Below are 14791 nucleotides of genomic sequence, written 5' to 3'. Positions count from 1 at the left end.
CCAGATTCAGCGCAATTTGGTCCAGTGCGAAGGAACTATGGGATGGGCAACCCTCTGTATGATCGACTGTTTGGTATTCATGCAGGAAAGGACACGCCATTCCTGCATCTGCCTGACGGCCAAATCATCTCCCACGCCGCATTTCTGGACATGACCGCCCGGATCGCCAATGCGTTGACCGGGTTTGAGCTTGAGCCCGGCGACCGGGTTGCGGTTCAGGTGGAAAAGTCACCCGAGGCTTTGGCCCTATACGCGGCCTGCGCACTGACCGGGGTGATTTTTTTGCCGCTGAATACTGCCTACAAATCAGTGGAACTCAGTTATTTCATCGAAAACAGCGGCGCGGCATTGGTGGTTTGCGATACCGCCAGCGAGGCAGAACTGACACCGATCGCTGAGGCGCAAAACGCCAGGTTAGAGACGCTAAACGCCGACGGATCGGGCAGCCTCATGCGCCGGGCTTTGGGAATGCTGCCGGCATTTGCACCGGTGAAGAGGGCCGAGGACGACCTTGCCGCCTTTCTCTATACCTCTGGCACAACCGGACGGTCCAAGGGCGCAATGCTGACTCAGGCAAACCTGTTGTCCAATGCCGAGACGCTGGTCCAGGAATGGCGATTTACCAAGGAAGACGTGCTGCTGCATGCCCTGCCGATCTTTCACACACATGGGCTGTTTGTCGCGACGAACATCATTCTGGCCTCAGGCGGGTCAATGATCTTTCTGCCGAAATTCGATCTGGATGACGTCCTGCGGCTTATGCCCCAGGCAACCTCGATGATGGGTGTGCCGACTTTCTATACCCGCCTGTTGGTGGATGAGCGCTTTACCGGCGATCTGGCGCGGCATATGCGGCTGTTCATCTCGGGCTCGGCCCCTTTGCTAGCCGAAACCCATGAACGGTTTGAGGCGCGCACCGGTCACCGCATCCTTGAACGCTATGGAATGACCGAAACCAACATGAACACCTCGAACCCCTATGACGGTGAACGCCGCGCAGGGACTGTCGGGTTTCCTTTGCCGGGCGTTGAGCTGAAGGTAACAGACCCTGATACGGGCGAAACACTGCCGCAGGGCGAGATCGGCATGATCGAAGTACGCGGTCCAAACGTGTTCGAAGGCTATTGGCAGATGCCTGAGAAAACCGCCGCCGAGTTGCGTGCGGACGGGTTCTTTATCACCGGCGATCTGGGGCGCGTAGACGAGGACGGCTATCTCCATATCGTCGGTCGGGGCAAAGACCTGATCATCTCAGGCGGGTTCAATATCTATCCGAAAGAGATCGAACTGGTGCTGGACGATCAGTCCGGTGTGCTGGAAAGCGCCGTGATTGGCGTGCCGCACCCTGATTTTGGCGAGACGGTGCTGGGCCTTTTGGTGGCAGAGCCTGGTGGGACGCCAGACCTTGATGCCATTCTGTCCAATGTTCAAAACGAGTTGGCGCGGTTCAAGCATCCCCGAAAGCTGATCGTACTGGATGAACTGCCGCGCAATACGATGGGTAAGGTGCAGAAGAGCGCCCTGCGCGAACAGTTCAGGGATCTGTTCGTCAAGAGCTAGGGATCAAAGGCGCACGACCATTTTCGGTTAACAGCCAGCAGTTGCGACCCTCGAACACCGCCGGAACCAGTGGTCGGCCCATCCCGGCACCGCCGTCCAGGTTGATCCGGTTGCCAAGATGCTCGGCCCGTTGGGCGGGCGTGTGGCCGTGGACAATCAGACAAGGATGCGGGCGCGGGTCGTTCAGAAACTCGCCCCGTATCCAAACCAGATCCTCTTCGGTTTGATCCGCCAAAGCGACACCGGGGCGAATGCCTGCATGGGCAAAGAACACCTCTCCTACCTGATGATGTGTCACAAGGCTGTTCAGAAATTCGATATGGGTTTTCGGAACAACATCGCGCACCCGCTCAAGAAGCTGGTAGATGCGGTCATACTCCGAGAATACGACGCCGTATGACGCCAAAGTCTCTGCCCCGCCCAGACGATGATGCAACCAGTGTTCCCCTACCCGCAGTTTGGCCTCGGCCGTGGAGCCATCGTTCAGGAAGCGGGCAAACATCCGGTCGTGATTGCCAAGCAAAAAGACCCAGTTCCGCCCGGCGCGGTGTTCTGCGGACAAGAGGTCCAGAACAGCACGGCTGTCCGGCCCTCTGTCCACATAATCACCCAGAAACACCACGTGGGCGTCCGGCCCACCGTCGGCTTCGATCAGGCTCAGCGCCTGTTGCAGCATCTCAAGCTGACCATGAATGTCGCCGATTGCGTAAACTGGGGAGCTCAAAACGGTGCCTCTAAAAAGTGTAAGCCGCCTTGGGCAGCAACATGCTTGCAGAAAAAAGACAATGCCCGCACTTTTCAAGCACGGGCATCGTCGAAATCACAATTTTTGGACCACAACTCAGGCCACGTCGAACTCCAGCGGTTTGATCTGAGTGAACAGCCCGGTTTCCGCCAATTTCGCCCGCGCTTCGGCCGGAACCGGCTCGTCCACGTAAAGCAATGCGATGGCTTCGCCTCCGGCTTCGGCGCGGCCCAGCGTAAAGTTAGCGATGTTCACGTTGTTCTCGCCCATGGTCTGGCCCAGCGTACCGATGATGCCCGGGACATCCTCGTTCGTGGTGTAGAGCATATGCGCGCCGACTTCGGCGTCGATATTGATACCCTTGATCTGGATGAAGCGCGGCTTGCCATCGCTGAAGACCGTACCGCCAATCGAACGTTCGCGCTTTTCGGTCACCACAGTCACTTTGATATAGCCTTCAAAGGCGCCGGACTTGTCCTGATTGGTGGTCGACAGCTGAATTCCGCGTTCCTTCGCAACGACCGGGGCCGAGACCATGTTCACCTCGGGATTGAATTTCTTCATGATCCCAGCGACGACAGAACAGTTTAGTGCGGCAAGGTTCATTTCCGCCGCGACGCCGTCATAGAGGATGTTGATCGCCTTGATCGGCTCATCCGTCATCTGGCCGATGAAGCTGCCAAGATGACCCGCCAGCTTGATCCACGGTCCCATGACCTTGGCCTCTTCGGCGGTCACGCTGGGCATGTTCAGTGCGTTTTCGACAGCTCCGGTCAGCAGGTAGTTCGAGATCTGCTCAGCCACCTGAAGCGCCACGTTTTCCTGTGCTTCGGTTGTTGCCGCACCAAGGTGAGGCGTGCAGACCACGTTGGGCAGGTTGAACAGCGGGTTGTCCTTGGCCGGCTCCTCGCTGAACACGTCAAAGGCTGCACCCGCAACATGACCAGAGGTCAGCATCTCGGCCAGAGCCGCCTCATCGACCAGACCACCGCGCGCGCAGTTGACGATGCGCACACCCGGCTTGGTTTTGGCCAGATTCTCGCGGCTCAGGATATTGCGCGTCTGGTCGGTCAATGGCACGTGCAAGGTGATGAAGTCAGCCCGCGACAACAGCTCATCCAGTTCGACTTTTTCCACACCCATCTTGGCGGCTTTCTCTTCGCCCAGATAGGGGTCGTAGGCGATGACCTTCATTTTCAGGCCCAGCGCGCGTTCGCAAACGATACCGCCAATGTTGCCCGCGCCGATAACACCGAGGGTCTTGTTGGTCAGCTCGATCCCCATGAACTTGGACTTTTCCCACTTGCCCGCATGGGTCGAAGTGCTGGCCTCGGGGATTTGCCGCGCCACGGCGAACATCATCGCGATCGCGTGTTCGGCGGTGGTGATCATGTTGCCAAAGGGTGTGTTCATCACGATCACACCCTTTTTCGAGGCCGCATCCTTGTCGACATTGTCGGTCCCGATGCCTGCGCGACCGATAACTTTCAGATTGTCCGCCTTTTCCAGCAGGGTGGGCGTGACCTTGGTGGCCGAGCGGATGGCGAGACCGTCATATTGACCGATCACCTCGGCCAGCTTGTCTTTGTCCTTGCCCAGATCAGGCATGAAATCCACGTCGATGCCGCGATCTCGGAAAATCTGAACGGCGGTTTCGCTGAGTTTGTCAGAGACGAGTACTTTGGGAGCCATGTTCGTGGTCCTTGCATGTAATGAGAGATCCGGGCCTGAGGCGGCCCGGTGAAGATTGGAAAGGATCAGGCGGCTTCAGATTGCGCGGCAATCTCGGTCTCGAAAGCCCATGCCAGCCAGGGCAGCATCGCTTCGATATCCTGGGTTTCGACCGTACCGCCACACCAGATACGCAAGCCGGCAGGCGCATCGCGATAGGCTCCGATATCCAGGGCGATGTTCTCGGCCTCCAGCCGCTTGGCAACAGCTTTGGCGAACGTCGCACCGTCCTGAATACGCGGATCGGTGAATTTCAGGCAGACCGAGGTGTTCGACTGCGTTGCCGCGTCCTCGGCCAGGTTGGCGATCCAGTTGTTCTGATCGCAGAACGCATGCACCGCACCGGCATTGGCATCGGCGCGAGCGATCAGGCCTTGCAGCCCGCCAACCGAGCGCGCCCAATCCAGGGCAAACAGGTAGTCTTCGACCGCCAGCATCGACGGCGTGTTGATCGTGGCTCCGGTAAAGATACCGTCGATCAGCTTGCCACCTTTGGTCAGGCGGAAAATCTTTGGCAGCGGCCACGCGGGCGTATAGCTTTCCAATCGCTCTACAGCGCGGGGCGACAGGATCAGCATGCCATGAGCCGCTTCTCCACCCAGCACCTTCTGCCAGCTGAAGGTGGTTACATCCAGCTTGTCCCACGGCAGGTCCATCGCGAAAGCTGCCGAGGTGGCATCACAAATTGTCAGCCCTTGGCGGTCATCGACGATCCAGTCGCCGTTTGGAACCCGCACGCCCGAGGTGGTGCCGTTCCACGTAAAGATAACGTCATTGGCGAAGTCTACCGACGCCAAATCAACCAGTTGCCCATAGTCAGCCGTCTTCACTTCGGCATCGATCTTCAGTTGCTTGACCACGTCGGTTACCCAGCCCGCACCAAAGCTTTCCCAGGCCAGCATCTCGACTTTGCGTTCGCCCAGCAACGACCACAGAGCCATCTCAACCGCACCGGTGTCTGACGCGGGAACGATACCGATCTTGTAGTCTGCCGGAATACCAAGCACCTCGCGCGTGCCCTCAATGGCGGCCTTCAGCTTGTCCTTGCCAACCGCAGCACGGTGCGACCGGCCCAGCGCAGCATCCGCCAGTTTGGTCAAATCAAATGTGGGGGGTTTGGCGCAGGGGCCCGAGGAAAAACGCGGATTAGCCGGCCGCGTCGCCGGTTGTTCGATAGCCATGTGTATTATCCTTCCAGATACACGCCCCTCGTTGGGGAGGGGTGTCCCACGGACAGAGCTATTGCGTGGCAATACGCTCAGCAAGCGGAAAAGACGCTTCTGGTGTCAAAAACGACACCAGAATATGCGCGTATCTGGAACGTGAGTTTCCTATCGGCTTCACGAAGCGAAGCGGACGGTCTCTCCGGTCTCAAGCGCCTCTTGCGCGGCCAGCCCCATCTTCACTGCCCAAAGACCATCCTGCAGTGTCACTTCCGGCCTGGCTATTTCGCCTCGCAGAACTGCCAGGAACCCCTGATGCTGATAGAAGGTCGAACCGTTGTGATCCCCGGCGGCCAGCAAGCGCGGATCGACCGGTATCTCCTTGGCAATCGGCCCCTTCGGGTCGCGAGGGCTGACGATGACCTGCGGCACGGGCGGCTCCCCCAAATGTTCCGGCCAGAAGCGCCCGGGTCCGGGAACCAGCGCTTCGATCTTAGCATCCGGACCAACGGCCGAGATTTCCTCTTGATACCGCGACCCTTCGGCAAACATGCACAACTCTAGCATCGCGCGCGCACCCGAGGCGAAATCTACGATGACGTATCCGTGGTCGAGGATATCCGGTGTCTCACCTTCATACGACTCGCTCAGGTGATTCACCGCCTGCCCGCCACTTGCGGTGACGCGCACCGGGTCAGATTGCAGGATCAGGCGCATGAGGTCGAAGAAATGGCAGCATTTCTCGACAAATGTCCCGCCCGTATTGCGATTGAACCTATTCCAGTTCCCAACCTTTTCAAGAAATGGGAACCGATGCTCGCGGATCGACAGCATCCTGACGCCACCCGTAGCCTCCGCCTCGGCAACCAAAGCGGCGATGGGTGGCATATAGCGATACTCCATAGCCACCCAGATCGGATGCGGATAGTCGCGCTGGACGGCTTCCAGCCGCGCGACATCTGCAGGATCAGTGAACAGAGGTTTTTCGACCAGCAACGGCAAGGGTCGTGTTCGGGCAATCTCTTCAATCTGATCCACGTGCACATGATTGGGGCTGACGATGACAACGCAGTCCAAATCCGCAACCGCCAACAAGTCCTCGACCGACGTGACCATCACCGCATCCGGCGCAATCGCCTGTGCAGCCTTCGCCATCTCGGCGTCCGGTTCGAAAATCGCTGAAACGCGCGTGTCGTCCAGCAGGGCAATATTGTGCAGATGCTCTTGCCCCATCATACCACATCCGATCAGCCCGTAGTGAATGGTCCGGGTCATGCGCAGTTCCTTTTACTTCAGTCGTTGGACATAGGTGGCCCGATCCGGGTCGAACCATGTTTTTGAAAACTCAACCGGTTCGGGTTTTTCCGACCAACTGAACCGTTCGATGTAGCCAACCGTTTCTCCGACTGGCTTGGTGAAATCAGCAGGCGTCCAATCCGGCAGCGCCCCAAGAGAAACCCTGTCTTCAGCTCGCGTTATCCAGAACCCAAGCTGGTGCTGATAGTACCGGTACAACGAGTCGGAGAGCAGGTGCCGATCAATCTGTCCGGCAGATTCGTCCAGCCAGATCTCCTCGACAGCGATGATTGTGTCATTCAGGTAGCGCATCCGGCGCACCCGCGATCCCATTTCAGACGCCCCAAAACGCGGCAGGTCCACAGGCTTTTTCAGATGATCGACCGAGAGGATATCCGCGCGTGGCAACCCGCCGCCTTCGGGTAGTTCCAAGCGAAACATTGCATAGACGCTGTTCTGTGTTCCGGTCTCGCGTATGTAATTCCCGGACCCCTGAATACGCTCCAGCATGCCTTTTTTCTCAAGCTCAGCGAGCGATTTTCGCAGGGTCCCGACCGAAACCTTCAGTTCGGCTGCTAGATCTCTTTCCGGCGGCAAACGCTCTCCATCAATCAGGCGTCCAGCAGCAATGTCGCGGATCAGAAGCTCTGCGATCTGAACATAAACAGGCAGAGCATTCGGGTTTCGGTTGGCTGAGGACATCTTGGGGCGCTTCACTCGGTCGCAGGAAAAATTGATACACCATTGATCTACATCAATGTGATTGCTACGCAAGAGGAAAGTCACAGCACTGCGGAGAGCGAATCAGATGACCATCGTCCCCATCACCTCACCCGATTTGAATGCGGCCGAGGTTTCGTGGTTCGCGGCGCTGTGCTCGGACGATTACCAGTTTCTTGGCGTGCCGGATGGCGATCTGCGATCCAGCTGGGACCACTGCTCGGGCATCGTGAAAGAGGCCGAGGCGCAAGGGTTCCGAAACATCCTCTGCCCTTCGTCCTATCAGGTGGGTCAGGACACATTGAGCTTTGTCGCGGGATGCGCGCCGATTACTGAAAAGATCAACATGCTGGCCGCTGTTCGCTGCGGTGAGATGCAACCCATCATGCTAGCCCGCACCATTGCTACGCTGGACCACATGCTGAAAGGGCGGTTGACCGTCAACATTATTTCATCCGACTTCCCCGGCGAGAAAGCCGACAGCGCCTATCGCTATCAGCGTTCGCGCGAGGTGGTTGAGATCCTGAAACAGGCGTGGACCCAGGATGAAATCAACCATGCGGGCGAGGTTTATAACTTCTCAGGGCTGACGACCGATCCGACGAAACCCTATCAGACCGGCGGGCCGCTTCTGTACTTTGGTGGCTATTCCCCATCCGCCTTGGACCTGTGTGGCGAGCATTGCGACGTCTACCTGATGTGGCCGGAGACCAAGGATCAACTGGCCGAACGGATGAAGGCCGTGCACGCGGTTGCCGAGAACTACAACCGAACGCTGGATTACGGCCTGCGCGTGCACATGATCGTTCGCGATACTGAGGCCGAAGCGCAGGAATACGCGGATTACATCGTGTCCAAACTGGATGACGAATACGGCCGCGCGATCCGTGAACGGGCGCTGGATGCGACCTCACTGGGTGTGGCACATCAGGCCAAGAACCGCGATCTGGCGGATGAGTATGGCTATGTCGAACCTGGCTTATGGACCGGTGTGGGACGCGCGCGGTCTGGGTGCGGCGCAGCTCTGGTCGGATCGACTGATCAGGTCATGTCCAAAATCGAGGAATATCAGAAGATGGGCATCCGTGCCTTCATCTTCTCGGGATATCCCCACATGGACGAAGCCCGCCATTTTGGCAGCCGTGTTATGCCGAACCTGAAAACCTGCTCCCTTCCCGAAGCCTACGGAAGGGTTCCTGCAAATACACCGGCCACACCGCTGGGCAATGGAGTTCGTCGCTGATGCAACGCGTAAAACTATCTGACTCGCTGGACATGAGCCGCCTTGTCTATGGCATGTGGCGGCTGGGCGATGACACGGATACGTCAGTAGGCCATGTCGAGGCCAAGATTCAGACCTGCCTGGATCAGGGCATCACCACATTCGATCAGGCCGACATCTATGGCGGTTACGCGGCCGAGGCTGTTCTGGGCAACGCCCTACGCGCAAATCCGGGCCTGCGTAAACAGATGGAAATCGTCACCAAATGTGACATCGTCGCGCCGATGGGCCGATATGCGGACGCCAAGTGCAAGTACTATGACACCTCACGCGCGCATATCCTGAAATCGGTTGAGACGTCATTGTCAGAAATGGCTATCGATCATATCGACCTGCTGCTGATCCACCGCCCCGATCCGTTCATGGATCATCACGAAACAGGTGCCGCGCTGGACGAAGTTGTCGCCAGCGGCAAGGTCGGCGCAGTGGGCGTGTCCAATTTCCGCCCTTGGGACTGGAGCTTGCTGCAATCGGCGATGAATACGCAACTGGTGACCAACCAGATCGAGATTTCTCTGGGTGAGATCAGCCCCTTCACTAACGGTGATCTTGCCTTTCATCAACAACACGGCCAGCCGGTAATGGCCTGGTCACCATTAGGTGGTGGGTTGCTGATGGCCGGAAACCCTCCGGTCGGTGTGGTTGCGGATGAGATCGCGGTCGAGTTCGGCGTGGATCGCGCCGCCGTCGCAATCGCGTTCCTGCTGGCGCATCCAGCCGGTATCCTTCCGGTTCTGGGCACTAACAATCTGGACCGCATCAAAGGCATTTCCGATGCGCTGAAAGTCAATCTGGATCGCGAGAGCTGGTTTCGCCTGTACGAGGCGGCACTGGGGCATGAGGTACCATGATGAACGCAATCTCAAAGGACATGACACACACCTTCGTCCCGCACAAGGACGACACCCGCACCCTGCGCGATGCCTTTGGCCGCTTTGCCACCGGTGTCACTGTCGTCACCTGCGACAGCGCCGATGGACCGGTCTGCATCACGGCCAACAGCTTTTCGTCGCTGTCTCTGGATCCGCCGCTTGTGATGTGGGCGGGGGACCGCAATTCTCGGCGCTTCCGTTATTTTCACGAGGCGCGCCATTTCAGTGTTCACGTCTTGTCATCCGAACAGGCCGAGCTGTGCTTTGGATGCTCGAAAGACGCGTTTGCGCTTCAGGATATCGAGCACGACCGTTGTGAAAACGGAACCCCGCTGCTGCCCGACTGCCTGGCCCGGTTCGAGTGTGAGCAACACGCTTATCATGACGCTGGCGACCACGTTATTGTTATTGGAAAGGTCCTGCGTGCCAGTATGGCGGACGGAGACGCATTGACCTTCTACGCCGGAAAGCTCGGCCAATTCGCGCACCAGTAAGCGCGGAATAACTGTCGCGGTGGAAACCCGCGGCTGAAAAGGGAGGATCCGCATGGGCGGATTGACGTCGGTGCTTGCGCCGATCGCGTTTGTTAATGAAACCGTGTTGCGATTGGGCCGCGCGGTTGGTGTCGTTGCGATTGCGCTTATGGTAATCGCGATCCTGATTCAGGTGTTTTTCAGATACGTTCTGGGCAACGCGCTGCCTTGGCCGGATGAGGCTGCGCGGTTCTGTATGTTGTGGATGACGGGCCTGATGGCCCCCACGGCATTTCGGCGTGGCGGGTTCGTCGCCATCGACATGGTGCCCCTGATGTTGCCGCGTGGGATCGGGCAGATCCTGAATATCCTGCTTCTTTTGGTTTCGCTGGCCGTGCTGCTGGTCGCCGTCAATATCGGTTGGTCCGAGGTGACCGGTTTTGGCGGCAAATTCGCCACAGCTGCGCTGTATCTGCCGACATCCTTTGGATTTGACGAGTGGTATCGCATCCCCCGCAGCTGGATGATGGCATCGCTGTTGGTTGGCGTCATCCTGCTGATCTCGGTGAACATCGAACTGATATTGCGCGCCTTCGTAACCCTGATGGGCGGCGGGCATCTGCTACCGGACATTGCCGACGCACCCGTGGGGGCCGAGTAAATGCTGATATGGTTCCTGCCCACGTTTCTCGTGTTCCTGTTGATCGGCCTGCCGGTCTTTTTCGCTCTGCTGGCAGCCCCCGGCATTCTGCTATGGCTGAACGGCCAGACCAACGACATCACGCTGCTCTACCGCAACGTCTATAACGGCATGGACAGCTTTCCGCTGATGGCCATCCCCTTCTTCATGCTGGCTGGTGAGTTGATGAACCGCGGTGGCATCACCATTCGCCTGGTTGAATTCAGTCAGGCGTTGATGGGGCACTTCCGGGGCGGTCTGGCTCATGTGAATGTGCTGAGTTCGATCCTGTTTGCAGGCCTGTCAGGCTCGGCTGTTGCCGATACCTCGGCGCTGGGGTCCATGCTGATCCCAGCGATGGAGAAACAGGGCTATACCCGCAAGTTCGCCGCTGCGATCACAGCGGCCAGTTCGGTGATCGGGCCGATCATTCCGCCCTCGGGCATCATGATCATCTATGCCTATGTCATGGGCGAAAGCGTTGCGGCGCTATTCCTTGCCGGTATCGTGCCGGGCGTCATGGTGGGCGTTGGTCTGATGCTGATGATCAAGGTGATGGCCGACAAATACGACTTTCCCGTCGCCAGCAGGAAGTACACCTGGGGCGAGCGTCGACAGGCCAGCCTCAAGGCGTTCTTCCCGTTGCTGACACCGGTCATCATCCTCGGCGGTATTCTGGGCGGTATCTTCACACCAACCGAAGCTGCGGCAGTTGCTGTCGGCTATGCATTCCTCATCGGGTTCTTCGTGCTGCGCACACTGACCCTGAAAGAGGTGCCGGAAATCCTCAGCAATGCAGGCCTGACTTCGGCCGTCGTATTGTTGCTGGTGGGTGCCGCGATGGCGTTCAAAACCGTTGTCAGCCTCAGCCACGCGCCTGAACAACTGGCCTCGCTGATCCTCAGCCTGTCGGAAAACCCGCTGATCCTGCTGTTCCTGATCAACCTGTTGCTGTTCATCGTTGGTATGTTTCTGGATGCAGGCCCCGCGATTATCATCCTTGGCCCGATCCTGGCCCCGATCTTTACCAGCCTTGGCGTCGACCCGATCCACTTTGCCATCATCATGAGCGTCAACCTGACCGTTGGTCTTGCGACACCGCCCATGGGGCTGGTTTTGTTCGTGGCCGCCGCCGTGTCACGGGAAAAGGTTGAAACCATTGCCAAGGCGATCCTGCCGTTCCTGGCTGTCGAAATCATAGTGATCTTTCTGATCACCTATGTCCCCGCATTATCAATGACGATCCCACGCATAACGGGATTTGCAAACTGACTGAGTATCACAGGGAGGAAACGCATGCTCGGAAGATTTATCAAAACAGCAGCCCTAGCGACATCGCTGGTTGCCGCATCCGCCATCGCGGCAACTGCAGCTGACTACACGCTGCGCGCGACTGCAAACTCTAATGAAAACGATGAGGACTATGACGGTCTGATCGTTTTCAAAAACTTTGTCGAAGCGGCCTCGAACGGTGCGATCGAAGTCGAACTGTTCATCGGAACGCAGTTGTGTTCGAACGGCGCGGAATGCCTGCAGGGCGTTGCTGATGGCACCATCGACATCTACATCTCTACCTCTGGCGGTGCGTCGGGAATCTTCCCTTACGTACAGGTGCTCGATCTTCCCTACCTGATGGCAGATGACCGTGTGGCCGAGCGTGTACTGTCCGGTGATTTCACACGGAAAATGCGCGAGATGGCGCTGGAGGATTCCGGCGGTGCGATCCGTCTGATGACCATCGGCAACACAGGCGGCTGGCGCAACTTTGCGAACACGCAGCGCCGGATCGCCGAACCCGCGGACATGGAAGGCCTGAAGATCCGCACCGTGGTCGCTGACCTGCCTCAGGAACTGGTCAAGGCATTGGGCGCCTCGCCCACGCCGATTCCGTGGCCCGAGCTGTTCACCAGCTTCCAGACCGGTGTTGTTGAAGGATCCAAGAACGGCATTACCGACATCATGGGCATGAAGTTCCCGGATGCAGGCCTGCAATACGTCACGCTGGACGGCCACGCTTATATGGGTGCGCTGTGGTGGATGAATAACGCCAAGTTCCAGGAGATGCCCGAGGATCTGCGCCGCGTGGTCGTCGACGGTTTCTATGCCCTGCAGCAGGCCACTTTTGCCTCGCCCAAGCGCAAGTCGATCCAGGCTTATGAAGATTTCGTTGCGGGCGGCGGTGACCTCTACGTCCCGACACCCGATCAGAAAGCCGCGTTCAAAGATGCGGCTACGCCTGTTTACGAGTGGTTCCAGTCGAACGTGGCTCGCGGTGATGAGATTTTTGCCGCGCTGACCGAAGCCGTTTCGATTGCGGAAGGCGAGATCAATGCGTCACGCGATGCAGACCTGAACTAATCAATTGTGGGTCGGGCCTTGTGGCCCGGCCCTTTCACCGAAACGGGTACATCCACCCTTTGTAGTCGTTGACCAGAACATGCGCCCTTTCAATCTGCTCCGGCGACATTTTCTTGACCACTTCCTCAAGGCTGATCGCCGCGTCGGGATCGCCGCCAATGGCGCTAAGCGTGTACCACATGTAAGCCCGCACCAGATCGGGCGCAGGCATGCCCAGACCAAGCTCATAATACCAGCCAACACCAGACTGCGCCCCGGGATGACCTTTCATCGAGGCGCGCAGATACCATTCAAAGGCCCGCTCATAATCCTGCTCGACGCCCAGCCCAAGGCCATACATCACACCGATCAGCTCTTCCGCCTCGGCATTGCCAGAACGCGCGGCGGGCCAAAGTTCCTCGCGCGCGGCCTCAAACTCTCCCGCCTCCATCATATCGCGGGCCTGCTCCAGTTCGGCAAGCGCCGGGGTGGCAAGAAGACAAAGGGCAAAAACATACTGACGCATGGGGTGGCTGCTTTCCTCTGGGCCGGGACGGCAATCGCGCAAGAACTTCCACGACCGCTAACAGATGACGATTTCCTGTCCTTTGATATGAAACAGGCCGCCATCGGTCATCAACTGTTTTACGACCCGATCCTGTCAGGCAATCAGAACATCGCCTGCGCCCATTGCCATCACCCCGATTTCGGAACGTCGGACGGGTTGTCACTGGGCATCGGCGAAGGTGGTGACGGCCTGGGACCCGACCGAAACCCCGGCACAGGCGCCGACAAGATCCGCAAACGCATCCCCCGAAACTCTCCGGGCCTTTGGAACCTAGGGGCGAAGGACATTCACACCCTGTTTCACGACGGTCGGCTGAGCATCTCAGATGTTTATGGCAACCGCTTCAACTCGCCCGCACAGGAATGGTTGCCAGAGGGTTTGAACTCGCTGCTCGCTGCGCAGGCGTTGTTTCCGCTGACCTCGCAGTTTGAGATGGCAGGCAACGTGGCCGAGAACCAGGTCACTGGAGCCGTACACGACCGGATCGACAAAGGCTGGCCGATCCTCGCCAAAAGGGTGCGCACCGATCCGAACTATGGTCCGGCCATCGTCGCTGCGTTTGACGAAATCGAGGCGACCGAGGACATCTCGATCACCCAGATAGCCAACGCGCTTGCAGCCTTCATGGCCGTCGAATGGCGCAGCACAGACAGCCCGTTTGATCAGTATCTGGCCGGAGACACTACCGCCCTGTCACAGGACCAAAAGAACGGCATGAGCCTGTTTTACGGAAAGGCGCAATGCTCTGCCTGCCATTCCGGGCCGCTCATGTCGGATCAGAAGTTTCACGCGCTGGCTCTGCCACCATTCGGACCGGGCCGTACAAGACAATGGGACCCCTACGTCCGGGACGTCGGTCGCATGGGCGAAAGCGACCGGTTGGAAGATGCCTACAGGTTTCGCACACCGATGCTTCGAAACATCGCGCTGACTGCGCCTTACGGCCATAACGGAGCGTTACCCGATCTCGAAAGCATGATCCGTCATCATCTGAATCCGCAGCAGAGCCTGTCGCAGTGGACTCGGGACATGGCCGCTTTGCCCGACGTGCCCTGGCTTCAGAAAGCGGACTTTGTGGTGTGGGACGACAAGTTCGAAATGGAACGTCAGCGCACCAAGATCGACATTCGTCTAGTAGAACTATCCGACGAGGAAATAAAAAGTCTCATCGCCTTTTTGCAGGCACTGACGGGGTCAAGCGTAGAGACGCCGCCATTCGGCGTGCCTGAAGGGTTCGTACCATAAGAAAAACCCCCGCTTTTCAGCGGGGGTTTCGCGTTTTTACTCGGCGGCTTCTTCGTATTCTGACATTGGTGGGCATGTGCAGACGAGGTTTCGGTCTCCGTATGCGTTGTCGACGCGGTT

At 58.2% G+C, this 14791-nt stretch carries 14 protein-coding genes; 8 read left to right on the top strand and 6 right to left on the bottom strand.

Annotation, left to right across the window (positions count from 1 at the left end):
* Nucleotides 1-42 precede the first annotated feature (42 nt).
* Nucleotides 43-1560, top strand: coding sequence for a malonate--CoA ligase (locus tag ACR0J0_RS15615; RefSeq protein ID WP_480665072.1), 1518 nt, complete (start codon nucleotides 43-45; stop codon nucleotides 1558-1560).
* Here ACR0J0_RS15615 and ACR0J0_RS15610 read toward each other — a convergent pair.
* The 5 genes from ACR0J0_RS15610 to ACR0J0_RS15590 form a co-directional block, all read right to left on the bottom strand.
* On the bottom strand, nucleotides 1550-2284 hold the full coding sequence (locus tag ACR0J0_RS15610; RefSeq protein WP_480665071.1) for a metallophosphoesterase family protein: 735 nt from the start codon (nucleotides 2282-2284) through the stop codon (nucleotides 1550-1552). The two genes, ACR0J0_RS15615 and ACR0J0_RS15610, sit on opposite strands and share 11 nt — an antisense overlap.
* A 117-nt stretch (nucleotides 2285-2401) precedes the next feature.
* The gene (gene serA, locus ACR0J0_RS15605) at nucleotides 2402-3997 is read right to left on the bottom strand and encodes a phosphoglycerate dehydrogenase (protein WP_480665070.1); all 1596 of its coding nucleotides are present in this window, start codon (nucleotides 3995-3997) and stop codon (nucleotides 2402-2404) included.
* Nucleotides 3998-4062: 65 nt separating this feature from the next.
* Nucleotides 4063-5217, bottom strand: coding sequence for a phosphoserine transaminase (locus ACR0J0_RS15600; protein WP_480665069.1), 1155 nt, complete (start codon nucleotides 5215-5217; stop codon nucleotides 4063-4065).
* A gap of 159 nt (nucleotides 5218-5376) precedes the next feature.
* Nucleotides 5377-6474, bottom strand: a complete 1098-nt coding sequence (locus ACR0J0_RS15595; RefSeq protein ID WP_480665068.1) for a Gfo/Idh/MocA family protein — start codon at nucleotides 6472-6474, stop codon at nucleotides 5377-5379.
* A 12-nt stretch (nucleotides 6475-6486) separates the two neighbouring features.
* Nucleotides 6487-7197 carry a GntR family transcriptional regulator gene (locus ACR0J0_RS15590; RefSeq protein ID WP_480665067.1) on the bottom strand — a complete coding sequence of 237 codons (711 nt, stop codon included), beginning with the start codon at nucleotides 7195-7197 and terminating at the stop codon, nucleotides 6487-6489.
* Between the two features lie 106 nt (nucleotides 7198-7303).
* Between ACR0J0_RS15590 and ACR0J0_RS15585 the strand changes: the two genes are divergently transcribed.
* The 6 genes from ACR0J0_RS15585 to ACR0J0_RS15560 are packed head-to-tail and all read left to right on the top strand — an operon-like array spanning nucleotide 7304 to nucleotide 12879.
* Nucleotides 7304-8458: an LLM class flavin-dependent oxidoreductase gene (locus tag ACR0J0_RS15585; protein ID WP_480665066.1), complete on the top strand. Its 1155-nt coding sequence runs from the start codon at nucleotides 7304-7306 to the stop codon at nucleotides 8456-8458.
* The gene (locus ACR0J0_RS15580) at nucleotides 8458-9348 is read left to right on the top strand and encodes an aldo/keto reductase (protein WP_480665065.1); all 891 of its coding nucleotides are present in this window, start codon (nucleotides 8458-8460) and stop codon (nucleotides 9346-9348) included. The genes ACR0J0_RS15585 and ACR0J0_RS15580 overlap by 1 nt, the downstream gene beginning before the upstream one ends.
* Nucleotides 9348-9863: a flavin reductase family protein gene (locus ACR0J0_RS15575; RefSeq protein WP_480665248.1), complete on the top strand. Its 516-nt coding sequence runs from the start codon at nucleotides 9348-9350 to the stop codon at nucleotides 9861-9863. Before ACR0J0_RS15580 ends, ACR0J0_RS15575 begins: the two co-directional genes overlap by 1 nt.
* Before the next feature lie 52 nt (nucleotides 9864-9915).
* Nucleotides 9916-10503: a TRAP transporter small permease gene (locus ACR0J0_RS15570; RefSeq protein ID WP_480665064.1), complete on the top strand. Its 588-nt coding sequence runs from the start codon at nucleotides 9916-9918 to the stop codon at nucleotides 10501-10503.
* Nucleotides 10504-11793 carry a TRAP transporter large permease gene (locus ACR0J0_RS15565; RefSeq protein WP_480665063.1) on the top strand — a complete coding sequence of 430 codons (1290 nt, stop codon included), beginning with the start codon at nucleotides 10504-10506 and terminating at the stop codon, nucleotides 11791-11793.
* Nucleotides 11794-11817: 24 nt separating this feature from the next.
* Nucleotides 11818-12879, top strand: a complete 1062-nt coding sequence (locus ACR0J0_RS15560) for a TRAP transporter substrate-binding protein (RefSeq protein ID WP_480665062.1) — start codon at nucleotides 11818-11820, stop codon at nucleotides 12877-12879.
* Between the two features lie 34 nt (nucleotides 12880-12913).
* On the opposite strand, the gene ACR0J0_RS15555 is transcribed toward ACR0J0_RS15560, so the two are convergent.
* Nucleotides 12914-13384, bottom strand: a complete 471-nt coding sequence (locus ACR0J0_RS15555) for a tetratricopeptide repeat protein (RefSeq protein WP_480665061.1) — start codon at nucleotides 13382-13384, stop codon at nucleotides 12914-12916.
* Nucleotides 13385-13387: 3 nt separating this feature from the next.
* On the opposite strand from ACR0J0_RS15555, the gene ACR0J0_RS15550 reads away from it, so the two are divergent.
* Nucleotides 13388-14671 carry a cytochrome-c peroxidase gene (locus tag ACR0J0_RS15550; protein ID WP_480665060.1) on the top strand — a complete coding sequence of 428 codons (1284 nt, stop codon included), beginning with the start codon at nucleotides 13388-13390 and terminating at the stop codon, nucleotides 14669-14671.
* Nucleotides 14672-14791: the final 120 nt, after the last annotated feature.

Source organism: Ruegeria sp. BF12 (assembly GCF_056538705.1).
This window is presented reverse-complemented; position numbering and strand designations above follow the sequence as displayed.